At 41.2% G+C, this 24,160-nt stretch carries 22 protein-coding genes; 10 read left to right on the forward strand and 12 right to left on the reverse strand.

Going from position 1 to position 24,160, the window contains the following annotated elements; translation table 11 throughout:
• Positions 1-14: 14 nt before the first annotated feature.
• The 3 genes from BacF7301_RS05690 to BacF7301_RS05700 are packed head-to-tail and all read right to left on the reverse strand — an operon-like array spanning position 15 to position 2,072.
• Positions 15-941, reverse strand: coding sequence for a carbohydrate kinase family protein (locus BacF7301_RS05690; RefSeq protein ID WP_167961034.1), 927 nt, complete (start codon positions 939-941; stop codon positions 15-17).
• Positions 929-1,534, reverse strand: coding sequence for an SIS domain-containing protein (locus tag BacF7301_RS05695; protein ID WP_167961036.1), 606 nt, complete (start codon positions 1,532-1,534; stop codon positions 929-931). The genes BacF7301_RS05690 and BacF7301_RS05695 overlap by 13 nt, the downstream gene beginning before the upstream one ends.
• Positions 1,535-1,538: 4 nt before the next feature.
• Positions 1,539-2,072, reverse strand: a complete 534-nt coding sequence (locus tag BacF7301_RS05700) for an LOG family protein (RefSeq protein WP_167961038.1) — start codon at positions 2,070-2,072, stop codon at positions 1,539-1,541.
• A 104-nt stretch (positions 2,073-2,176) separates the two neighbouring features.
• Between BacF7301_RS05700 and BacF7301_RS05705 the strand changes: the two genes are divergently transcribed.
• The 3 genes from BacF7301_RS05705 to BacF7301_RS05715 all read left to right on the forward strand — a co-directional run bounded on the left by BacF7301_RS05705 (position 2,177) and on the right by BacF7301_RS05715 (position 5,391).
• Entirely contained in the window at positions 2,177-3,397 is a 1,221-nt protein-coding gene (locus BacF7301_RS05705; protein ID WP_167961040.1) for a M16 family metallopeptidase, read from the forward strand.
• 58 nt (positions 3,398-3,455) lie between these two features.
• Complete coding sequence (locus tag BacF7301_RS05710) at positions 3,456-4,553, forward strand: SGNH/GDSL hydrolase family protein (protein ID WP_167961042.1); 1,098 nt, start codon at positions 3,456-3,458, stop codon at positions 4,551-4,553.
• Between the two features lie 145 nt (positions 4,554-4,698).
• Complete coding sequence (locus BacF7301_RS05715; protein ID WP_167961044.1) at positions 4,699-5,391, forward strand: AIM24 family protein; 693 nt, start codon at positions 4,699-4,701, stop codon at positions 5,389-5,391.
• A gap of 75 nt (positions 5,392-5,466) precedes the next feature.
• Here BacF7301_RS05715 and BacF7301_RS05720 read toward each other — a convergent pair whose 3' ends face one another.
• Positions 5,467-6,036 carry a transposase gene (locus BacF7301_RS05720; RefSeq protein WP_245208366.1) on the reverse strand — a complete coding sequence of 190 codons (570 nt, stop codon included), beginning with the start codon at positions 6,034-6,036 and terminating at the stop codon, positions 5,467-5,469.
• A gap of 579 nt (positions 6,037-6,615) precedes the next feature.
• Between BacF7301_RS05720 and BacF7301_RS05725 the strand changes: the two genes are divergently transcribed.
• Positions 6,616-6,846: a hypothetical protein gene (locus tag BacF7301_RS05725; protein ID WP_167961046.1), complete on the forward strand. Its 231-nt coding sequence runs from the start codon at positions 6,616-6,618 to the stop codon at positions 6,844-6,846.
• 74 nt (positions 6,847-6,920) lie between these two features.
• On the opposite strand, the gene BacF7301_RS05730 is transcribed toward BacF7301_RS05725, so the two are convergent.
• Both BacF7301_RS05730 and BacF7301_RS05735 read right to left on the reverse strand, forming a co-directional pair.
• Entirely contained in the window at positions 6,921-7,742 is an 822-nt protein-coding gene (locus BacF7301_RS05730) for an alpha/beta hydrolase (protein ID WP_245208368.1), read from the reverse strand.
• Between the two features lie 160 nt (positions 7,743-7,902).
• Complete coding sequence (locus BacF7301_RS05735) at positions 7,903-8,601, reverse strand: LuxR C-terminal-related transcriptional regulator (protein WP_245208370.1); 699 nt, start codon at positions 8,599-8,601, stop codon at positions 7,903-7,905.
• A gap of 103 nt (positions 8,602-8,704) precedes the next feature.
• On the opposite strand from BacF7301_RS05735, the gene BacF7301_RS05740 reads away from it, so the two are divergent.
• The 6 genes from BacF7301_RS05740 to BacF7301_RS05765 all read left to right on the forward strand — a co-directional run bounded on the left by BacF7301_RS05740 (position 8,705) and on the right by BacF7301_RS05765 (position 14,410).
• Entirely contained in the window at positions 8,705-9,574 is an 870-nt protein-coding gene (locus BacF7301_RS05740; protein WP_167961047.1) for a lysophospholipid acyltransferase family protein, read from the forward strand.
• A 251-nt stretch (positions 9,575-9,825) separates the two neighbouring features.
• Positions 9,826-10,230 (forward strand): helix-turn-helix domain-containing protein, encoded by a 405-nt coding sequence (locus tag BacF7301_RS05745; protein WP_167961048.1) that lies wholly within the window; start codon positions 9,826-9,828, stop codon positions 10,228-10,230.
• Positions 10,231-10,677: 447 nt separating this feature from the next.
• Entirely contained in the window at positions 10,678-11,247 is a 570-nt protein-coding gene (locus BacF7301_RS05750; RefSeq protein WP_245208372.1) for a transposase, read from the forward strand.
• Between the two features lie 46 nt (positions 11,248-11,293).
• Positions 11,294-12,103, forward strand: a complete 810-nt coding sequence (locus tag BacF7301_RS05755; protein WP_167961049.1) for a DUF1266 domain-containing protein — start codon at positions 11,294-11,296, stop codon at positions 12,101-12,103.
• Between the two features lie 453 nt (positions 12,104-12,556).
• A complete protein-coding gene (locus BacF7301_RS05760; protein WP_167961050.1) occupies positions 12,557-13,708 on the forward strand; it encodes an ISAs1 family transposase in 1,152 nt (383 codons plus the stop codon).
• Positions 13,709-13,801: 93 nt separating this feature from the next.
• Positions 13,802-14,410: an HU family DNA-binding protein gene (locus tag BacF7301_RS05765; RefSeq protein WP_167961051.1), complete on the forward strand. Its 609-nt coding sequence runs from the start codon at positions 13,802-13,804 to the stop codon at positions 14,408-14,410.
• Between the two features lie 86 nt (positions 14,411-14,496).
• Here BacF7301_RS05765 and BacF7301_RS05770 read toward each other — a convergent pair whose 3' ends face one another.
• The 6 genes from BacF7301_RS05770 to BacF7301_RS05795 all read right to left on the reverse strand — a co-directional run bounded on the left by BacF7301_RS05770 (position 14,497) and on the right by BacF7301_RS05795 (position 24,154).
• The gene (locus BacF7301_RS05770) at positions 14,497-15,975 is read right to left on the reverse strand and encodes a glycoside hydrolase family 30 protein (protein ID WP_245208374.1); all 1,479 of its coding nucleotides are present in this window, start codon (positions 15,973-15,975) and stop codon (positions 14,497-14,499) included.
• Between the two features lie 101 nt (positions 15,976-16,076).
• Positions 16,077-17,468 (reverse strand): sulfatase family protein, encoded by a 1,392-nt coding sequence (locus BacF7301_RS05775; protein ID WP_167967119.1) that lies wholly within the window; start codon positions 17,466-17,468, stop codon positions 16,077-16,079.
• A complete protein-coding gene (locus BacF7301_RS05780) occupies positions 17,408-17,626 on the reverse strand; it encodes a hypothetical protein (RefSeq protein ID WP_167961052.1) in 219 nt (72 codons plus the stop codon). The genes BacF7301_RS05775 and BacF7301_RS05780 overlap by 61 nt, the downstream gene beginning before the upstream one ends.
• Positions 17,627-17,822: 196 nt before the next feature.
• Entirely contained in the window at positions 17,823-19,499 is a 1,677-nt protein-coding gene (locus BacF7301_RS05785) for a RagB/SusD family nutrient uptake outer membrane protein (protein ID WP_167961053.1), read from the reverse strand.
• 13 nt (positions 19,500-19,512) lie between these two features.
• Positions 19,513-22,272 carry a SusC/RagA family TonB-linked outer membrane protein gene (locus BacF7301_RS05790; RefSeq protein WP_167961054.1) on the reverse strand — a complete coding sequence of 920 codons (2,760 nt, stop codon included), beginning with the start codon at positions 22,270-22,272 and terminating at the stop codon, positions 19,513-19,515.
• Positions 22,273-22,312: 40 nt separating this feature from the next.
• The gene (locus tag BacF7301_RS05795; protein WP_167961055.1) at positions 22,313-24,154 is read right to left on the reverse strand and encodes a RagB/SusD family nutrient uptake outer membrane protein; all 1,842 of its coding nucleotides are present in this window, start codon (positions 24,152-24,154) and stop codon (positions 22,313-22,315) included.
• Positions 24,155-24,160 lie beyond the last annotated feature (6 nt).

Here is a 24,160-nt window from a genome sequence, read left to right on the forward strand (position 1 = left end):
AGTGCTGATAGTTGTTATATCGGCATGTACCTTTCTGCAAACTCCACCGAAACTGAATTGCTGAAACTACGGCAAACCTCGGCTGCGAAGTCTTTTCCGCACCGGATAATTTTATCCCATACTTCTTCGCTCAGATTATCCAGGTCGCGGTAGCGGACATCATATTTTAATAGTCCGTAAATCAGTCCTGCGTTAAAATTGTCACCTGCTCCGATGGTGCTGACAGCTTCCAGCGGCTCTATCGGATAATCTTTGTTGACCAGGTTGGTGCGCAGCGACACTTTCTCCCCGCCTGCGGTACAGACAAACCGGGGGCAGTAGAATTTGATTTTGTCCTTGTATATCTTATCCGCGTCCTGCATGCCGTACATATAGAGGAAGTCTTCCAGTGAACCGCGCACAATGTCCGCATACTCCAGGTTTTCGATGATGGTCGGTGCCAGTTTCATCGCTTCGTTCTTGTGTGAAGAGCGGAAGTTGGGGTCATAGTAGATAATGGCTTTCTTCTCACGTGCCTGGTCGAGCAGTTCGAGAATCTTTTCCCGCAATACCGGATTCAGGGCGTAGTAGGAGCCTACCATGACAATATCGTCCTCTTCCAGTTTGGGGAACAGGACATCGAGACGTTGCTTGGGGTAATCCTTGTAGAAGATGTATTCGGCATCACTTTGCTCATTGAGAAAAGCCAGGGATACCGGTGATTTCCCGTCGGGGAATACATTTACGTGGTCGGTCGGGATATTGTTGTCACGCATGAATTGCAGGATGATGTTTCCTACACGGTCATTGCCGGTTTCGCTGATGAAACCGACGTTTATTCCCATCCGTCCTAAGGATACGATGCCGTTGAACACAGAGCCTCCCGGTACGGCTGCGGAAGGCTGGTCACCTCGAAAGATGATGTCGAGGATAGTTTCTCCGATACCGATTACTTTTCGCATAGTGACCTTGATTTTTCGCCCAGATAACCGCCATGATGACGTTTTGAATATTCTTCTATCGTGAATTGGGTTGTTTTCATGGTCTGTACCACCAGGATATCACCGATAACGGTCATAGCGGTAGTCGAGGTAGTAGGCGTCATGCCTAAGGTGCAGACCTCGGCCGGTTTGCCGGTACTCAGGCAGACATCCGATTCATGTGCCAGCGGACTGTCGGGGTTTCCGGTAATAACGATAAACTTCAAGTCCGGATCCAGATTATGGGCAAGGCGTGTTAATTCAACGATTTCGCGCGTTTTGCCGGAGTTGGAGATAAGCAGGAGCAAATCGTTTTTCTGCAAGATACCCAAGTCTCCGTGTTGTGCCTCACTGGGATGCAGGAAAACGGACGGGATACCGGTGGAACAGAAAGTGGTAGCGATGTTCATGGCTATTTGTCCGGCTTTTCCCATACCGGAAGTTACCAGTTTTCCCTTTTTCTGGTGTATTTGTTCTACAATCAGTTGTACGGCTTTCTCATAAGCGTCTGTTACAGGGATATTGAGCACGGCTTGTGCTTCCTGTTGCAAGAGTTGTTTGATGGAGTCTATCATATAATCAGTTTATTTTTTCTTTTAATTCTTCCAGAGTGTTTGTTATTTCGTAATAAGTAGAAAAGGGTTGGCGGGCAAACCCTTTGTCTTCTAATGTCTTGAGAGCTTTCAACAGTTCGTCGTAGAAACCGTATTCGTTGTAAAATACGACCTTTTTCTGATGGTATCCGATAGAAGCGGCGGCTATCACATGGAATATTTCATCGAATGTGCCTACACCACCCGGCAATGCTACCAGTATATCCGATTTCTCGGTCATGATGTCCTTCCGGTCGCTCAGATTGTGAGTATGAATCACTTCGTCCAGACAGGTGCTTACACTGCCTTTCTCTTCCAGTTTGGCAGGGACTACCCCGATGACCTTTCCGCCGTTTTCTTTCACGGCACGGGCTACGCATTCCATCAGTCCGAGGTTGGCTCCTCCGTAAATCAACGTTTTGCCTGTCTGTCCTATCCATTCGCCGATTCGGCAGGCGCTTTCGAAGTACATTTTGTCAATGTTTTCTGAGGCAGAACAGAATATTCCTATCTTTTCCATATACGTTGTAACTGTTATAGTCCACAAATATCTGCAATTTTCTATAAACCGCAATAAGTTTTATTGTATTTTTGTAGCATAATTCAATAAGGAACTAGAAAACAATGCAATCTAACGAATATAGACTCCCCAATGGTTTGCGTATTATCCATGAACCGACTCTCTCAAAAGTAGCTTATTGTGGTTTTGCCATTGATGCCGGAACGCGTGATGAGGCGGAGAACGAGCAGGGGATGGCTCACTTCGTGGAGCATCTCATTTTTAAAGGGACGGAGAAACGGAAAGCCTGGCATATCCTCAACCGGATGGAGAATGTAGGCGGTGACCTGAATGCTTACACCAATAAGGAAGAGACGGTAGTCTATTCCGCTTTCCTGACCGAACATTTGGAGCGGGCTCTCGAATTATTGGGGGATATTGTATTTCATTCTACCTTTCCCCAGCATGAGATAGAGAAAGAGACGGAAGTCATTATTGATGAAATCCAGTCGTATGAAGATACTCCTTCGGAACTGATATTCGACGATTTTGAGGATATGATATTCCGCAATCATCCGTTGGGAAGGAATATCCTGGGCAAACCGGAACTGTTGCGGAGTTTCCGCACCGAAGACGTCCTTTCGTTTACCCGCCGGTTTTATCAGCCGGGGAATATGGTGTTCTTCATCCAGGGGCAATATGACTTTAAGAAGATAATCCGTCTGGCGGAGAAATATCTGTCGGATATTCCCGCAGTGGAAGTAACCAACCGTCGTGTTCCCCCGCCGCTTTATGTTCCCGAACATTTGACGATAGCCAAGGATACGCATCAGGCACACGTGATGATTGGCAGCCGTGGGTATAATGCCTATGACGACAAGCGTACGGCTCTCTATCTATTGAATAATATCCTCGGTGGCCCCGGCATGAACAGCAAACTGAATGTAGCTCTTCGTGAGCGTAGGGGGCTGGTTTATAATGTTGAATCCAACCTGACCTCTTATACTGATACAGGGGCTTTCTGCATCTACTTCGGAACCGATGTTGAAGATATGGACACTTGCCTGAAACTGACTTATAAAGAACTAAAACGAATGCGGGACACGAAGATGACCTCTTCCCAATTGGCCGCAGCCAAGAAACAACTTATCGGGCAAATAGGGGTGGCATCCGATAATTTCGAGAATAATGCGCTGGGGATGGCAAAGACATACCTGCACTATCACAAGTACGAATCATCCGAATTGGTCTTCAAGCGCATAGACGCATTGACGGCAGAACAATTACTGGAAGTTGCCAATGAAATGTTTGCAGAAGAGTATTTGTCTACGTTGGTATATAAGTAACCTCTTGAGGCCTATGAACTAACAGATTCACTAATAAACCGCTAATATTTAATTGACCATGAAAAACTTAACACGGAAAGTCCGGATTTGCTTGGGTTTGTTGATGCTTCCCCTTGCCGTGGCCGGACAACAGAAAAACAATTTTACCTATACGCCGGCTCAAGAACTCCTGCTGGTAGGTAAGGCAACATCAGAAGGTGAATATTTCCATCGGGTAGACACCGCGAAGTATCACTCAATGCCACCCAAAGTGAAGAAACTTTTCACGAACTCTGCCGGACTGGCAATCTCTTTTACTACGAACAGTCCGGTGATAAAAGCCAAATGGACTGTTCCGGATAACCCACAGCTACCCAATCTGACACGTATTGCTCAGAAAGGACTGGACTTGTATATCAAGCGGGATGGAAAATGGCAGTTTGCCGGAGTAGGAATGCCGGGTGGCATGACTACGGAAAGGGTGCTTGTCGATAATATGGGTTCCGGAGAAAAAGAATGCCTGCTGTACCTGCCTTTGTACGATGAACTGAAAAGTCTTGAAATAGGAGTGCCTGCCGATTCGTATATACGTAAAGGGCAGAACCCTTTCAAAGAGAAAATCGTAGTGTACGGGTCGAGCATTTTGCAGGGAGCGTCTGCCAGTCGTCCCGGTATGGCTTATCCGGCACGCCTGTCCCGTAGCAGCGGATATAATTTCATCAATTTGGGATTGAGTGGCAACGGAAAGATGGAGAAAGAAGTTGCTGAAATGCTGGCGAATATTGACGCAGATGCCTTTATACTGGACTGTATCCCTAATCCTTCACCGAAAGAGATAACCGAGCGTGCCGTTGATTTTATAATGACATTGCGGAAGAAGCATCCGAATACTCCTATTATCGTGATACAGACATTGATACGCGAAACTGGAAACTTCAATCTGAAAGCCCGTGAGAATGTAAAACGGCAGAATGAAGCCATTGCCGAACAGGTAGAAGTACTCCGTAAGAAAGGTGTGAAGAACCTGTATTTCATAAAAGAAGACCGTTTCCTGGGGACAGACCATGAAGGAACGATTGACGGAACCCATCCCAATGATTTGGGATTCGACCGGATGTTGAAGAAGTATAAACCGGCTATCAGCAAGATTCTGAAGATTAAGTTCAAGGATGAATAAGTATATCATATAGGCATAGACAAATGTACTGCTATGAATGGAAATATAGTATCAGATTAATAACCGGAAACTGTTTCAGTTTTCGGCAAAACAAAGAAAAAAGCACGAGAAAACTGCAATCAGTTTCATAAAACAACAATGCAACATGGATAAATTTTCTATTCAGTCTCTTATTGATGAGACTGCGCAAAAAGAAGAGAAAAATGGGCTCTTTGAGTTGGAAAATCCGTATACCCTTGAGATAAATCTCAAGAATCAGCGGGTGATGATGAAAAAGGGTGCAATGGTGGCGTATGCCGGTGATGTAAAGTTCGAGCGTGAAGGACTTCTCAGCAAAGGATTGGGGAATATACTGAAAAAGGCAGTTAGCGGCGAAGGTACTTCCATGATGAAGGCAGAAGGAATAGGGCGTGTGTACGCGGCAGATAACGGAAAAAGAATACGTTTGCTGCATTTGGAAAACGAATCAATCAACGTAAATGGTAATGATGTGCTGGCGCATGAAGAAGCCGTCGCATCGAATATTAAGTTGATGAAGAGCGTAGCAGGAGTGATGGGTGGCGGATTGTTTCAAGTCAATCTGAGCGGAACGGGCTATATCGCTGTCACTACTCACGGGACGCCATTGACGTTGCTCGTTAAACCCGGACAGCCGGTATTTACAGATCCGAACGCTACCGTAGCGTGGTCGGGGAACTTAACCCCGTCGATAAAAACCGATATCTCGTTGAAGACTCTGATTGGCAGAGGTAGTGGCGAAAGTTTCCAAATGAAGTTTGAAGGTGACGGCTGGGTGATTATACAGCCTTATGAAGAGAGCTATGTTGTAAGAGAATAAACGGATAGAAAGATAGAATAATCTGATTTTTTTTGAATCATATTTAATTAATCATGCGAATCAGTATTTGATTCCTTAGTTAAAAATTAGAGTAATCAATGCGATGGCAATTTTTCCCATCGTATGTACCAGAAGCCCAGATGTAGATCTGACTTTCATCGCTCCTTGAATATTTGTTTTTTCATTCAACCAGTTGAATAATGATTCAATCGGTTGTCTGCCTTTTGAGACTGCCGTTGAAAACAAGTCTCTTGCCGCTTTCTCCCTTTTTGTTATTTCAGGTGATTCTCCTTTGATAGCTTTTACAGGAGTAAATAGCTCGAGTTTTTTGCATTCTTTCGTCTCTTTATAGAATGGTATATCCGAATATATTTTATCGGCATATATTTCTCTATTGTTCAGATTTCCCACACATTCTCTTTTGAATACAGTTGAGTCATTTTCATCAGCAGCGGAAAGTATGAGCATTTCAGGAAAAGGTATAGTTCCTTCTCTACGGAAAGCCACTGCATGGAGTTTTAGTCCGAAGTAATACATGTTCTTTGTCGAACAATATCCTTTGGAAGTAATCTCAGTGGCGACCTTTCCTAATTGGTTCTTTCCCGCGCAAGTAATGATAGGCATTGAGTCAACTAATGATTTCATACTGTCACAATCTTGAGGTTTGAATGAATGGATTAACTGCCTGACAAATTCGCTGATTGCTTCCGGCATCAAATTCAATCTATAATTGAATGTTTGGTAAGAAGGCAAGTCAGGGAATCATGAAAACAGGTATTCCTTGGTAAAAGTGTGTATGTCTTTGATTTTAAAGTATTGCTGATAAGCTCCGCAGAACAGATATACAGTAAGCAGTTCCTGATCGGTAAAGATTGGATGATTGTTATTACTGAACCTCTGGCAGTAGAACTTGAGTGAAGACTCGTAAACATCGCAGATATACATATATATTTTTATAAGTTTTAATTCTTTCTCCTTGGGAATCATAATTAGAACAATAAGTGGTTTTATTCTTCTAATATACTGATTTTCAAGGAGATTAGAAAATTAATTAATGAGATAATTAACTGAATAATAACATTTTAACAAGCGAAAAAGTCGATGACTATCAACTGCTGATTCGCATAAATTATTATAGATAGTAAGTTATTAACCTCGAGATAAAAAAGAATCTTGCTTTTATATTGTATTTTTGCACGCAGAAATGATCGTGAAATAAAAATCATGAAAAAGATGACAAAACAATTATTCAGATATCCTCAGGGGTTTAGTGGGATAGAGCTATTGCAATCCAAAAATGAAGATGAAACAGAATTTGCCGCATGGATTAGTAATCCGACTGGGCCGGGTGGTTATGCACTATTAGGATTAGTCCGACCTGAGGATTGGGATGAATTTCAGGACGATTTTGATACTCTGATGTCTAAATATATTGTCCCTCTAAATGAAGCATGATTGTGATTGGAGGTCTATAGAAGCAATGAAAGAGTAGGAGAGAAGGACCTGATGATTCTCCCAATATAGTTAAACTATTGATTTGTATAAAACGCAAGGTACTTTTCTAAGTTCGATTTTATGTAAGCCATATTGTGGTGCCCTTCAAAAAGGTGGTTTTGCACATTGACTTTTCGACATTTTAATATCTTATAAAGTTCAAGACAGCCATTGTAAAATTCTCCTTCGTCTTTATTGCCTGCATCAAGATATAGTTGCATATCAGAGGGGATAGCACATTCTTTGGCAATATATAGAGGATTATGTTTTTTCCAGATATCTATTGTACTGAAATAAGGAATATCTTCTTGGTCTAATTGTAATTCTAATGCGGGCATGTGTCCTCCTACTTTAGAAAATAGCTCAGGATAACGTAAACCATAATTGAGAGCTGCATATCCTCCCGCCGAAGCACCACCGACAAATCGACCTTCCCTGCTGGTAATTGTTTTATAGTTTGTATCGATAAAAGGTATAACTTCTTTAATGAAATAATCCTCATATCTTCCTAAGTTAATTGTTCGCCCGTTAAAATTAGAGGATGTTACTTCTCGGGTAGTCATTGATGAATTTACCCCACGGCTATTATCAATTCTGGGACAGACAATTATTAGAGGTTTTATTATTTTCTGCTGGATAAGTAAATCTGCAGTCTTAAGGATGTCAAGTTCAAATAATATGTTCTCATTCCCACTTCTTCCGTGTAGGAAATAAAGTACAGGAAGGTGAGAGAGGCAATCGTAATTATGTGGAAGATATAAAGATATTCCCATCTCTTTTTTAAGAATCTCACTATATATTTTTGTTTGTTCAGCTTTTGAAGTATTTATCTTATCATTCTCTTTATTTTCTGGCATTGTATATTAAGTGTTTGGGGTACGTTGCTTACATTTTGCTGCGCAAAGATACATTAAAAAAACAATTTTTTCTGTATCCATTATATTAATTGTGTATCTGCTTGCTTAAACAGTACTGTGTGTATATACATTGACTTATATGGACTTTCAATGTATTATACTATGCCAGTAATCCTAACTTCTTGGCATAATTTATTGCTTCGGATAAATTATTCACGTTCATTTTCTCCAGGATATTTTGGCGATGCCTGTTTACTGTATGAATGCTAATATACAGCTTGTCTGAGATTTCCTTGCTCATTAAGCCTTCATCGACCATTTTGAGCACTTCCACTTCACGTTTGGTCAGTGAAACATCGGGATTATCAATGATAGGTATGTTGACAATGTTCCCTGTTTTGAAGTTAACCAACCGAAACTTTACTGGAGCTTTTAAATCCTGATCTGGAGAAATATCAACTACTCCAAGTAATAAAACAGGGTCTTCCGTTTCTAATAGTTGGTATTGACAAATAACCCGTATATATTGGCCGGAAATACCTAACACACGGAAATCAAATACATGTTTGTAATTAGCCTGTTCGCTATGTGGTAGGTTAAAAACATAGTCAAGCGTTCTCTTCTGTAGATTGAGTAGAATAGGCAGATCGTCTGGATGTATGTACTCTTCCAGCAGGTCATTCTCCAGATTCATATCGGCGTCAACAGATAAACCGAGCAGGGTTTTGAAATTCTGTGAGATGAATAAGTATTTAACATGGAGAAGACTGACGAATACAAAGCTATTATTTACCTGGGACAAAAGCTCAATGTAAGGCTGATGCTTTTCCCATGCCAGTTCTTGATTGTTTAAATTCATATTACTATCCGAAAATTGGTTATCAGTAACCATTGTGCGCAAATCTGCCTTTCTCTAATTTTGCGGCAAATATAACAATAATATAAAGATAAGGATTCAAAACATGAAAAAGATATTAGCGGTCATAGCATATAAAAGTGCGTACGGGTTTATTTATTCAGTAAGTCTGTTACCTATGCGTTTTCTATATGGATTTTCCTTTATTCTGTATGTTCTTGCATATTATGTAATAGGTTATCGGAAATTGATTGTCATACAGAATCTTTCCCGGGCATTTCCAGATAAAAAGTATGATGAAGTTCGTGATGTAGCAAAAAGCTTCTATGCTTCTTTCACCTCCTATTTTGCAGAAATTATAAAAAGTCTATCAGTGTCATCTAATGAGCTTGACGGGAAACTAATACTTGTTAATTCGGAACTTATTGAAGAAAATATTCAGAGAGGGAAGGATGTCATAGTATGTCTTGGCCATTGTGGTAATTGGGAGATATTGAATATATTACCCAATAAACTCGCATGTGATATGTATGCTGTTTATAAACCCTTGCAGTCTCCGATTTTCAATCGGCTGATGATAAAGTTGCGTTCCCGATTTGGAATGAAGTTGATTCAAGATCAATCTGTTACTCGCCATATCTTGACAAATAAATCATCTCATTCAGTATATCTTTTCTTAGCGGACCAATGCCCGCGTATTAAAGAAGAAAAATACAGGTTTGATTTGTTGAATCAGACTACTTATCATTTTTCCGGAATGGAAAAACTGGCACGTATCACTCAGTCGGCAGTTGTGTATCTTCATATAAAACAGATCTCGAAAGGAAGATACGCAATCATCTGTAAATCTATTTGTGAAGAAGCAGGAGTGACGGATTTAGGGTTCATTACCAAAAAATTTGTGGATTTGTTAAATGAGAATATACAAGAAGAACCACACGGTTGGTTGTGGAGTCATAAACGTTTTAAAAAATAGGAATATGGTTTATATAGTTTCAATCTTTGTAGGAATAGTAATAATAGGGATTATTTGTTTTATCGGTTTCTTATATTCTGTATTGAAAGCTCTTCTTGAGGAAGAATTTGATATGTGTGATAAAACATGACTTTAAAGAAAATGATATCTACAAAACAGTACGATGAAAGAATATTAATTCTTTCATCGTACTACTTAACTTAATTACTATAGTTTTAATTATTCCGTAAACATTTATAGGATTTTGTACAATGAGTATACAAGAAGACAGCAAAATAGAGTATATGTCCAGGATTAATCAGGTGGTGGACTATATTGAGAAGAATCTTGACCAACCTTTAAAATTAAATGATATTGCGTCAATTGCAAATTTTTCACCTTATCACTTTCACCGGATATTCACATCTTTGGTAGGAGAAACTCCCTTTGATTACATCCAGCGTTTAAGAATGGAAAAAGCAGTATGGAAATTGCAAAATGAGCCAAAGATGTCAATTGTCGCAATTGCGGACTATTGTGGTTTTGGTAGTGCAGCATTGTTCAATAAGGCTTTTAAGAAATATTTTGGAATTTGTATAACACAATTCAGGAAAAGCGATAGGGCATTTACTATTCCCGAAGGAAAGCCACTGAGAAAAATAGGAAAAGTAGAATAGTCATATATAAATGCATCCCCTTAAAAATGTTGCGTTTACTGTCCTTATCCCTTATCTGTAATAGTGTAATGCTTCCAAATTTGCAGGAAGAGATATCAGGATAATAATCACTGTGAATATAATGATATTCTTTACAAAGCGAACTGAATTAATTAATAGCCGAATACTGACTGGCTATTAATGCGAATCAGCAGTTGATAGTCATCTACTTTTTCGCTTGTTAAAATGTTATTATTCAGTTGATTATCTCATTAATTAATTTCCCAGTCTTCTTAAAAATCAGTATATTAGAAGAATAAAACCACTCATTGTTCTAATTATGATTCCCAAGGAGAAAGAATTAAAACTTATAAAAATATATATGTATATCTGCGATGTTTACGAGTCTTCACTCAAGTTCTACTGCCAGAGGTTCAGTAATCATTCAAACCTCAAGATTGTGACAGTATGAAATCATTAGTTGACTCAATGCCTATCATTACTTGCGCGGGAAAGAACCAATTAGGAAAGGTCGCCACTGAGATTACTTCCAAAGGATATTGTTCGACAAAGAACATGTATTACTTCGGACTAAAACTCCATGCAGTGGCTTTCCGTAGAGAAGGAACTATACCTTTTCCTGAAATGCTCATACTTTCAGCTGCTGATGAAAATGACTCAACTGTATTCAAAAGAGAATGTGTGGGAAATCTGAACAATAGAGAAATATATGCCGATAAAATATATTCGGATATACCATTCTATAAAGAGACGAAAGAATGCAAAAAACTCGAGCTATTTACTCCTGTAAAAGCTATCAAAGGAGAATCACCTGAAATAACAAAAAGGGAGAAAGCGGCAAGAGACTTGTTTTCAACGGCAGTCTCAAAAGGCAGACAACCGATTGAATCATTATTCAACTGGTTGAATGAAAAAACAAATATTCAAGGAGCGATGAAAGTCAGATCTACATCTGGGCTTCTGGTACATACGATGGGAAAAATTGCCGTCGCATTGATTACTCTAATTTTTAATTAAGGAATCAAATACTGATTCGCATTAATCACTAATTTATATTTATACAATGAGACATATGTATCAGTTTCAACTAATGCTTTTGGGCATAGTATTGATGTTTTCTTCCTGTGGTGGACAATCGGAAAAGCGAGTTATTGAAGATGAAAGGCTTGCCAGCTATATGCTTGCCGGAATATATACCTTAACTGGCTACGAAGGAGAGGTAGAAGGGGTAACGGGGCTATTCGAAAGTAATTTGCCGGATACACTTGCATCCGATTTCCTTTCTCAAATGCAAGAGGGATATACCGATTTGCTCATTTTCCCCTTTAAAGAAGGAACTCCCAAATCTAGTATCCTGCGTGAACTTAAAAACTCTTGGGGAATAAACAATAAAGAAGAGCTATTGGCTACTCTGGAAGAATTGAAGAACGGCTTACATCAGGCTAGATTTGAAAAATGCCTTCAGGCTGTCAAGGAAAACGGTGGTGACAATGCTGATATCAATGCGATTGATTGTGCAAAATATGGCATAGACAAAGAAGATGTAGCATTCGTTATCAAGAACTTCGACAAGATTTCTGCTACCGGTATCAAAGCGTGGGATTACGCACGTTATGCCAATAACGTCAACATGGCGCAGGGAGCCGGACTACTGACTGATGTTGAATGTGACGAGCTGATGAAAAGCCTGTTGGCTACTGCACGTGCCAGCTACAGTGACTGGAAGACTTACTTCTCCGATTTTGATATGGGTCGCCGCTTCTGGGGCGGTGACGAAAGTAATGCGGAAATGTTCAGCCGTAACGCTGCGTTGTTAGGTTCGGATAATGCTTATCTCATCTATAAATACATTCCGCTCCAGGTGACAGAATAGTTTATTGTATGTGTATCGGCTAACTTTAAAAGAAGAGGCACTGTTCCATTTTGAGTGGACAGTGCCTTTTGTTATAAAGCCGGTTGTTCGTATAGAATCTTCCATTGGTCTTCAATAACTTTCAGATTTACTATTGCTTTATTATACCTACTCTTGCTTTTCGCTGATTAATTTTGTATCTTTACAGATTCTTGCCTTTTCAGATGCAGATGGTCACCTTACCCAGTGACAAATGTCATCTTGTAAGGTGACATTTATCCGCTTATAAGGTGACCATTGTCACCTTGCAACGGGACAACTACCCGAGTGCATAAACAGGGCAGACGCATTATATTTATTACTGTATTATTATTTGTTGTTTCTCTGTTATCTTATTGTATATTAGTATATTATTTCTTGTTTATGTCGGTTATTTTTCTTATATTTATAAGATATTTTAAAACATAAACTAACATGAAAATTGGCATAATTGACCTTTGTAAACAAATAGAAGATCCTAGGATGAACCGCAAAAAAGTACATAAAATGGAAACCATTATCTATATATCCATTGCTGCTGTAATCTGTGGCGCCCAATCCTGGAATGAGATTGAGGAATTTGGCAATGCGAAAATTGCTTTTTTCAAAAGTCGCATACCTGACCTGGAGTTCATCCCCAGTCATGATACTTTTAATAGATTCTTCAGTATAATAAAGCCCGAGTATTTTGAGTTGATCTTTCGCAATTGGGTAAAACAAGTCTGTCAAGAGGTGAAAGGCGTTGTAGCTATAGATGGCAAGCTCATGCGTGGTCCAAGCCAATGTGATGGAGAGCATACTACGGGAAAAGAAGGATTCAAATTATGGATGGTTTCGGCCTGGTCTGCCGCTAATGGAATTTCTTTAGGTCAGGTAAAAGTAGATGATAAAAGCAATGAGATTACAGCTGTTCCATTGTTGATTAACTCTTTGGAACTAAGTGGTTGTATTGTTACAATTGACGCGATGGGATGCCAGAAAGATATAACCCAGACCATTATTGAGCGTGATGCAAATTATATTATAGCTATAAAGGAGAATAAGAAAAAAAATTATCAACTAGCTAAACAAATCATTGACGATTATTGGGATAGAGATGAAATAATCAATAGAGTCACCAGGCATGTGTCGGAAAATACCGGACATGGAAGAGTTGAGAAAAGAACCTGTACTGTAGTTAGTTATGGTTCTATAATGGAGAAAATGTTTAAGAAGAAACTTGTGGGGTTGAAGTCTATTGTAGGGATAAAGTCGGAGAGAACAATAGTATCAACAGGAGAATATACTCAAGAGGTCAGATACTATGTAACTTCACTTGATAATACCAAACCGGAGGAGATTGCATCTGCCATTAGGCAGCATTGGTCTATTGAGAATAATCTTCATTGGCAACTGGATGTTACCTTTCGAGAAGACTACAGTAAAAAGGTAAAAAATGCAGCAAGAAACTTTTCGACCGCAACAAAGATGGCACTTACCATACTAAAGAATGATAAAACAACCAAAGGGAGTATGAATCTGAAAAGACTAAAAGCGGGATGGGATGAAAACTATTTGTCACAACTTTTACAGGAAAATAATTTTTAATGCGTCTGCCCTGAGTGCATAAACTATTATAGTTTACTGCACTCAAAATTCTTATTCGCTGCACTGAAAACTCTTAAATAGAACTATAAGATTATGGCTTATTACAATTTAAAAAAGAAACCTGCCTTGACTACCGAGGAAGGGGAAACAGAAACGATGTATGCCGACATCGTCTACAACGGAACGATTTCGGCCGAACGATTGATTCATATGGTTGCCAAGAGAACCGGATTTAAAGAAGGAGTGATAGACGGCATCCTCACGGAATTGAAAGATGACGTGTTGCAGTACTTGGGCGAAGGATACCGTGTCGAACTGGGAGAGTTCGGCTTCTTTTCCGCCAAGGTGAAAGCTTCCCGTCTGGTGACAAACAAAAATGATCTTCGTTCCAACTCGGTTACTTTCAATGGAGTGAACTTCCGTGCTTCCAAGAGCTTCCGGGAAGGTCTTCGCGGGGATTTGGAACGTAAGAAGTCCGTTGATTTCAGAGCCTCACTTGAATGGGACAAGGAAATCTTAAAGAAGATTGTCCTGCAACATATCAGGCAACACGGCTTCATTACACGGTCTACTTATACACAATTGACGGGGCGGTTGAAGAATACTGCACTTGCCGACCTCAAATCTTTTGCGGACGAAGGTGTCATCAAAAGGGTAGGGCACGGCAATCAGATGCATTTTATTATACCGCCTGCTGAATAGGAATATCCAGTAAATATTCAGTCTTGATATTCAATGAAGAGTAACTTTCCTTTTCTGCTGAAATTTGCTCTTCATTGATCCTTAAATTACTTCATGCTAAATGTATTAAAAGAATGTCCTTGTACAGTAACATCCAAATATTTATTTCTTATTTGTACAGTTAGCTGTCGTGGGGTATCGTTAAAGTTTCCGGCTACTATCAAGAACTTATTGTCCGGAGTAAGAAATACCATAACAGGTAGTTTGTCTTCACCTTTCTCTTTATATTGCAAAATCTTCGTACCGGAAACAACCCGGTTGCTGAAATGCCTTACAGCATAATATTCCGGAGTATAAATAACGGAACTAGTATTAGAATCTACTCGAACTAATGCATTCTGTTTCCATCCCCAACCGCTGGTTCCTTCATCACATAAGATAGCATTCCAAAAAGTGTATTCTTCACATCCACTGCCCAAATAATGATTAATCAAATTAAAAGTGTGTTCGGCTGCTTTCCAATCAAAAGTTCCCGAACCACATTCACTTTCAGTCTGCATGTATTTATAGTTTGGATATTTTTTGCGGATCTTCGGCAGAATCTGTCCTCCCCACCATTGGAAACCAATGCCCTCCACCGCATCCTTCATACGGGGATCGGAGAGAATCTTGTCTACCAATTCGATACGGTTTGTATTCAGAGTGCCCAGATAGAGTTGCACTTCCGGTAACTGTTTTTTCAAAGTCGGAGCTAAATATTCTACATTGAAACGAATAATACCTTCAGGAGTCCATGCGCAAGCGGGGTAAATAGAATAAGCCCACGGTTCATTTTGGAACATCACACGGTTCACTGGAATCTTTTCTTTCTGATAAGCTGATACAAATTTACAGAAATAGTCAGCATAAGATTGTAAGTAGCGCGGATCTTGGATGAAATAGTCGTTTTCTGTCACCTGCTTTGGATAGAATTTTTTATCTACATTTTCAATCCTTTCATAAAGAGCTATTTCTGCTTGAGTAGGTAATTGATTCACCCCTGCTTTACTTTTCACTGAATAATAATGATTCACTTTCATCCACGATGGAGGTGACCAGGGAGAAATCCAAAATGTCATATTAGGATTCACCTTTAGCGCACGTTTCACGTAAGGTATAAGGGTTTGTTTATCACGGTCGATAGTAAAGTAATTTAGTTTAAAGTCACCCGGTACTTCATTACAGCTATACCAGTTGCGTGCATAGTCATTGGCATTCATCGGAATACGTCCCATAGAGAACTTTAGTTCGCCGTCGGGAGCAAAAAAATTGTTTAGCACTACCTTCTGGTCATCTATTGATAGCATGTTTAGTGCATCCCAACCCAATTCATTGAAACAGGTTCCCCATTTTTTGAAAGTTTGGATACTTTCATTGGCATCCGCTTTTAAAACAGGTGCTTGATTACTCTTTGTTTGAAGTTTTACTTCAGCTTCTTTCCAAACATTTCCTTCCGTGCTGCTGATCCATGTAAAGGATTGGGCATACATACCGGTCAGGCTTATTGTAAGCCCACCCAGCATTAATATTCTTTTTAGATTCATCATTGAAATAATTTAATTTACAATTGCACCGTTTTTTATATTTTTCTTCTCAAGTTTTCAAATTGTTCCATGCCGGTGAATGGAAGTCACCTTTGTTTTGACAGTTAGTACTGTATTCTTTCGGGGAATTTCCGTTCTTCCGCCCAACTGTCTTCCGACACTTTTAGCCAATTACCTAGTTCTTTTTTCAATAGTCTCATTTGTCTGGCTGGAATCTCTTCCAACTTCAACGGATTCATTTGATAAGGATCTTTCTGATTGTCGAATAACAGATAATTTCCTTCTTTTGTCACTAGATACGAATAACGCTCGGTACGTACTCCTTTTTCTTTCTGCATATAATAGAATGAAGAAACCGGCTTTTTCACTTTTTTGAATTTTCCGGTGATGATACCTTGTGAATAGTCTTTCCCTTTCACGGTTTCAGGTAGCTTGTCACCCAAATTCATCATACCTAACATTGTCGGCATGATGTCCGTAGCCCCAAGCATTAGATCGTTAACCTGTGGCTTTAGTTTGTTTGGGTAGCGTACAAAAAATGGAATAGCAAAAGCCTCGTCGTAAATTACTCCTTTGGCCATGCGACCATGGCTACCCATCATCTCTCCGTGGTCGGCAGCAAATACCAGAATAGTGTTGTCTGCCAAACCTTCTTCATCCATCGCCTTCAGTACTCGGCCTATTTCATCATCCACGCTTTTTATCAGGGAGAAATATACTTTAGATTCCAAAATTAGCTTGTTCAAGTCTTTGATTTGCGTGCCTTCTCCATACTTCACATTGGGGCGGAGCAGTAAATCTTCTTTTTTCATATCCTTATAATATTGATTGAACACTTCTTCTTCACAGTCCTTTATGCTGGAATAGGGGGTGTGCGGAGGATTCAGACTCCAAAACAGGCTAAAAGGCTTGGAGGCGTCACGTTGCCCGGATTTATTTTGCAGATATCCGATTACCACATCTGCTTCCACTGCCGAAGTGAATCGATGTGGGCGGTAAGCCTCACCGTCTTTCTTTCCATTCACCAGTTCCGGACGATTGGAGTAGGCTGCGGCATTGAAATGATTGTCTTTTAGTTGCTGGAACCAGTATTTATTGCTTTTGCGTCCTCTGCCTTCAGGGATATATGTATCGTATGGAAATATACAGTGCCCTCCCGGTTTCTCGGTGGTGCCTACATAGTTCCCTTCCTTGTCGAATAACGGTTCTGTGCGGTTCCAGTGCGTTTTTCCCACATAAGCCGTTTCGTAGTCGGCTGAGGCCAGCACGTCAGTGAAACAGATTAGGTTTTCATGAATACCCTCCGGCCTTCCATTGTAGCAATTGGTAGGTACTCCGTTTGTTTCGGGGAACATGCCGGTCATTAGCATAGCCCGGTGCGGGCTACTTAACGGGCAGGTGCTGCAAGCCCGGTTAAATATGACACTCTGTTTGGCTAATCGGTCAAGATTTGTGTATGTACTGGGTCGCCTACTGTGTTCAATATATCCCGATATTCGGGATCACTCCACAGGCTTAGTGCATTCAGCCGATATTGATCGGGAAATATATATACTAAATTCGGGCGTTGTTCCTGTCCGAAGACTTGTATGGATGTTCCTGTTAAAAGTAGGACAGGAACGTTCCACATTATTTTTTTTAAAATTGTCTCCATTTCTTATATGCTATAGTTTTTTTGCAATAAAAATACATCCTATTTCTATACTATATTTAGCATGATTATTCATTCCCGTTTATACTAGTTACACAGTACCTACCACTCCCGGCAAGGAAAGTAGGTCTGTGTAACATACATCTGGTCATGAAATCTCAGAAAACGACCTTCTTAGCTTACTATAAAAAAGGTTCTATTACCAACCCGGATTTTGTCCCAAATTAGGATTCTTGTACTTTTCCGTATTGGATATCGGATAGAAATAAAGATTATCCGTGATAGTTCTGGTTTCATAGGGAAGTTTGACATAATTGAAGTTATCACCGGCCTTTTCTATCTTCACTCTGTAAATATTCGCTGTTTTACTCAAGTCTTTCCAACGACGAATATCCCAAAAACGATGTCCTTCAAAAGCCAGTTCCACACGACGTTCATTCTTCAGGCGTTTGATGAAATCCGCTTTAGACATTCCTGCAGGAAATTCGGGCATCTTCACACCTGAACGATTACGTACCAGATTTACCGCCTCACGAGCAGTCATCGGGCATGTTTTATCACCTGGGACATCCGGGCCGTAAGCATTTGCCATTGCTTCCGCATAATTCAGTAATACTTCCGCATAACGGAAAAGAATCCAGTTGTGATGTTTCTTGGTAACAGTAGATCCGGAAGCAAAACTGATATCTTTGTTGACATACTTGCGCAGGTAATAACCGGTGGTGGTGGCATTAGCCAGAGGAAGTCCGTTTGCTCCACCTTCCCATATCTCCACTTTCTTCGCAGCCGGCCATTCCATATTGTTATATACAACGGTCATAGCCAGACGAGGGTCACGGTCGGCATACGGATTAGCCTTCATTGCAGGATTGTTCCAATCAAACTCATTTCCTGATGATTTCATCTCGAAAGCATCTACCAGATTCTGTGTCGGACAGGTAGAAGTCTTTCCACCTTCCACTCCCATCGGGAAGTTTGCTTTTTCAAAATCTCCGTTTTCACCGGTAGAACGAACCAGGATAACTTCTGTACTCGTATTATTAGCAGCTCCGAACAGATTGGCAAACTTATCCAGGCTATATCCTAGTTCGGAAGCCGAGCCGATGATTTCATAGGCGGCTTTGGCAGCTTTTTTCCATTTGTCAGCATCGTCGGCAGAGAAAAGCGGACTTGCCATGTAAAGAGCTACTCTTGCTTTCAAAGCCAATGCCGCACCACGAGTAATGCGCCCTGTTTCCTTATCGGCAAATCCACTCTTGTAGTTGACAGGCAGTATAGGAGCTATTTCTGCACACTCTTGCATGATGAATTGTGCCACTTTCTCACAACTTTCAGGTATTACCTCATTCACTTCTTCTTGTGTCAGGACGGTTGTCACCAAAGGCACATTGTGATAACGCTTTATCAATTCAAAGTAAAAGAAAGCACGAAGAAAACGAACTTCATACGGAAAGTTTCTGTAAGTTTTCATCATATCTTCATAGTTTTTAGAATGTTCCCAGTCTTCAAACTCCTGTCCTTCAGCTTCCTTCAAATACAAGTTGGCCGAACGGATAGCTGTATAATAATTACCCCACACATCATCCACCAAACGATTGGCCGACCAAGTGCCGTTAACAAAATACTGGATGGCTGAAGATTTATAGACATGGATAGCATCATCGGTAGCTGCATCGAGCATAGCGTCTGATGTGTTGCAGAAATCCTGCGGCAAATAACTGTAAATGTTGGTCACCATCTTTTTTGAACGGTCAAAGCTCTCGAAGATGTCCTGCTTTTGATAGTCGGTCGACTCGTCACAGTCCATAAAGTCGCATCCGCCCAAAACGAAAGCCGGCAAAAGCAGTGCTATATATTTAAATTTCATATGTTTCATTTCGCTTAGTTTATTAGAAACGTAAATTAACGCCAAAAGTATATTGAGACATCAACGGGTGGCTCGCTCCTGTCAATTCGGGATCTATCACACCATCCATCTTGTCAATGCTGAACAAATCATGTCCACGGGCAAACACTCTTGCCTGGCTTACGCCGGGGAGACTTTTCATCCATCTTTCGGGCAACTGATAATATATCTCCAAAGTACGCAGTTTCAGGAATGAAGCATCTGCCACCCACAAGGAGTTGGTATTATAGTTATTCTTCGAACCGTTGTAAGTCAAACGGGGATATTTGCCATCCGGATTGTTTGCTGTCCAACGATTGTCGTAGTAATGCTGGGAAATGGTATTGTTGTTGACCAACGGGCGATAGATACTGCGGGTATCCAGTAACTGACTATAATTTGCTACACCTTGAAACAAGGCGGTAAATCCGAATCCTTTGTACTCGGCGGCCAGATTGAAACCGTAATAGATTTCCGGACAGATGCTGCTATACCCCAAAGCCACCTGATCGTACTCATCAATTATCTTATCACCATTCTGGTCTTTGAACTTCAAATCACCCGGTTGTACTTCATCCAGAACTTGTTTCACTTCACGTTCGTCAATCTCCTGCTGGCTTTTATAAATTCCCTCTACTTCATAACCGAAGTATTGTCCTACAGAATGACCGGTACGTTTCAGATAATCATAAGGGCGATAAACTTCATTCATTTCCTTGATTTCGTTGCGGTTGAAACTGAACTGTCCTCCCAACTGATAATACACATTGCCAATTTTGTCCTTCCAACTGGCAGCCACTTCCACACCATAGCTATTTACAATGCCGTTATTGATGGAAGGAGTGGCAATACCCAATACAGAAGACAAGGCACCATCACCATTCACCAGAATATCCGTTCGATGGTCATAATATCCGTCTATCGTCACAGAGAGGCGTCTCCAGGCCATGAAATCAAAGCCTGCATTCAGTTTATGGGATTTCTCATAGGTCAAACCATCCACAGCCAGGCGGGACTCTTTCAATCCACCAATGGATGTCGGAGTATCACCAAAGAAGTAGCTGCTACCTCCACTATATGAACTTCTGAAAAGTTGGGTACCAAAATCCGCGCGACCTGCGATACCATACGAAGCGCGGAGTTTCAACATATCCAGCCAGTCAGCTTTCAAGGCACTCTCTTCTGATAATATCCAGCCTGCACCGATGGCAGGGAAGATACCCCAACGGTTATCAGGATCAAGTACGCTGGAAGCGGAACCTGACAATGAGAAGTCTAACAAATAACGACTCTTATAGGTATAGTGAGCCTGCCCCACAATATCCATATAAGCTCTACCGGCATTTTGACCACGTTTAGTCATTTTATCCATAGCATAGAACAAGGTAGCATTCAACTTGTGGTCGGCACCCCAAGTCCTGTCATAATTTACCTGCGCATTTATATTGAGATGGCGAACCACATCCTTGATACTACTGGTAAAGTCCAAGGGAGTTTCATCTGTCAGCTTCTTGTATTGGTCTTTCTCGCCGTCCCATCCCATAGTTGCTTCTTCACTGGCAAATTTGCGCTGGTTGCGTTCCCAATAACGTGCCTCGTTGTCCAAGCCGATACGTGCGGTGGCCGACAATCCTTTGGTTATAAAATCCAATTTCTGCACAAATTTTACGTCAGCATAGAGATTACGGGATTGGCCACGCTCATAACCGGTACCTGAAATCAGTGCGATCGGATTATTGCGATAGATAGAGGTAGCTCCCCAAGTCCCATGAGAAGTTTTTATCGGCATGGCGCCGGAAGGAACCTGATACAATGCATTGAATATATCGGCAGTAGTAGTATAAGGACGGTTGTCTTCAGCGAAATTGCCACGAAGATTCAACTCTAATTTGGTAGTTGCACCCAACTTCACATCCAGATTGGTCAGAAAGTTCAGTTTGGAATACTTGAATTGAGTGGAATATCCATCGTTGTCATCCGTTGGTTGCAGAATGCCCTTATCGTTCAAATAATTCAACTGAGCGAAATACTGAACGTTCTCGCCGCCACCTTGCATAGAGAAGTTCACGTTGTTGCCATAACTATGATCGCGCAACGCTTCGTCCATCCAATCTACATTGGGGTAAAATTCAGGATAAGTCTGATTCTTGAAAGCATCCAATTCCCTGTCTGCATATCGAGGAGACAATCCGTCATTCTTTAATCCTTCATTCAAGGCTTGCGCATAAGTATATCCATCTACAAACTTAGGCAGGCGACGCGGAGTACCCATTTTGAATTCATAGTCGAGAGTGATGACCGGTTTGCCTGCATAGCCGCGTTTAGTCTTGATATAAACCACTCCGTTGGCACCACGGATGCCATATAAAGCAAGTGAAGTGGCGTCTTTAAGCACAGTCACTGATTCGATGTCCTGCACAGCCAGATTATCGATGCTGCGTTCAAAGCCATCAATCAATATCAGTGGACTCTTTTCGTTGGTAGTGCCTAAACCACGGATATAGAGTGTAGCACCGTTTTCCCATTCGTTACCCGCATTCTGCAATACCTGAAGACCGGGAATCAAGCCAAACAGGGAATTAGAGGCTACCGTACTCGTTCTGTGGCCCAAGCGCTCTGAAGTCGCCACGCCTCCGGCGGTAGTTGCTTCCTTTTTGTTGAACGAGATGCCCCGTCCATAATGTTGTATGCTGTCTGCTACCTGAGCTACTGAAACAGAAGAAAACAATAGCCCTGCAATTAATAGCTTTATACTTTTTTCCATAAGGATAGTATGATTACTTTATTCAATAATAAATTCTATTTTATTCCCAACCCGGATTCTGTACCAGTCCGTATCCCTTATTTATCTCTGTGGCAGGGAAAGCGCTCAGATACCACTTCGGTGTGAATCCACCAGCTTTCTGCCAGGCTCTTGCTGTCAGTTGTGGGAAATCAAATTTATATTCACCGGCAAACTTGTCTGTTCCCTCAGGTACTACATGACGATAAATATAAAGGCCATGCAAACGTTTGGTGAAATCGGCTTCACGCTTCCAACGGATCAAGTCGTAAAAGCGAACCTCTTCGTATCCGAACTCACAAGCCCGTTCACGAAGCACGGCTTCACGGAATTCTTTTTTATCCAAACCTGTTTTCAAATCCCCTAAGTTCACACGATTTCTCACTGCATTGATGTAAGGATAAGCTTCGGCGGTACGGTTGCATTCATTAAGTGCCTCGGCATACGACAAATAAACTTCCGCTAAACGCAGCAACGGCCACTGGATCACCCGGTTCTTCCACTCTCCCTGGCGGTCAAGCAAAAATTTGCGGGCTGTTATACCATTGGTTGTAAGTCCTTTATCGTCCAGACTGACAGTTTTGTTATTATAATGTATACCTGCCGGGTAGTTCTTCTTGTCATCCGATTTGGCTCTACAAACATCGGCTTTTCCACTGCCAAAGATATCGCCGTCTAATAAAATTGTCTCACTCAAGCGTGGGTCACGGTTGATAAACGGGTTTTTGCTATGTTCCGGATTATTCCAATCGAAATCGCTGCCATCTGCCATGGGAAACATATCGAAATATTCTTTTGTAGGTCCCCAGGCACCCCAACGAGCTCCTTGCATGATACCACCAATATTGTTGGTACGATAGTGGCGACGTACCGAAATCAGTGACTCCGTAGTGCCGCGTTTATAGTAAGCATCGCGGAATGCCATACGCGGCTCAGCCTCTTTTACCAGGCCGTAGAATCCTTCCTTTTTCATCTCATCAAAAAACTCCTTGCCGGCATTGGCTGCATCCTCCCAACGCTTTGCGTCGTAACCCCCGAACCAAGTCATCAGTTTGGTAGAAGCTTCGCCATCATAATAAGGAGCATCTGAATTGAACAACGGACTTGCCACAAACAAACGGACACGAACTTTCAATCCCATAGCAGAGGCGCGGGTCAAACGTCCGCTCCAGTTGTCAGACTCTTCTTCGGTGACAGCCCAGGGTAATTCCTTACAGGCAATAGCCTCATCCAGCATACGGATGATAAAGTCTACCGTCTCTTGCAAAGTGCCACGTCTGGGCAATTGTGCGTCATCTGCTTCAATCGCATGATCTACTATGGGCAATGCGCCATAATGACGGAGCATTTCGGCATATTGGGTAGCGATGACAATCTTAGCTTCTGCCTTTAAACGGGATTTTTCGTCCGCACCCATATCAGGCACCCTGTCCACATTCTCAATAAATACCCAAGCCATGCGGATGCTTTTCCAACCATTGCGTGCCGTAAACTTATATTTGGTACCGTTGGCTTTGTCCTCGGAGCCGGCATTGTAAGAACCGTTGTAGTAATTAATATTCACCCCATCCCATGTTAAAGATGAATTGCAAAGATCAGTCAATCCTTCCAGGATACCATACCATAATCCTACCGAATTTGTGTATTGATTGCTCGCGTTAAAACTATAAGGTAAATATCCATAACTGTTCCATAATACACGGCGTGCATATTCGGCCGTAGAGAAAATAGTATCGATGGTTACATCAGAACTAGGCGGCTTCTGAAGAAATTTTTCACCTAGCGCAAAGTCCTCGCATGATATCGTTGTAGTCAATAACGCAATCAACATCAAGCCGTGAAAATATCTTTTAAGTGATTTCATATCGTT

The organism is Bacteroides faecium, from assembly GCF_012113595.1.
GTDB classification, from domain to species: Bacteria; Bacteroidota; Bacteroidia; order Bacteroidales; family Bacteroidaceae; genus Bacteroides; species Bacteroides faecium.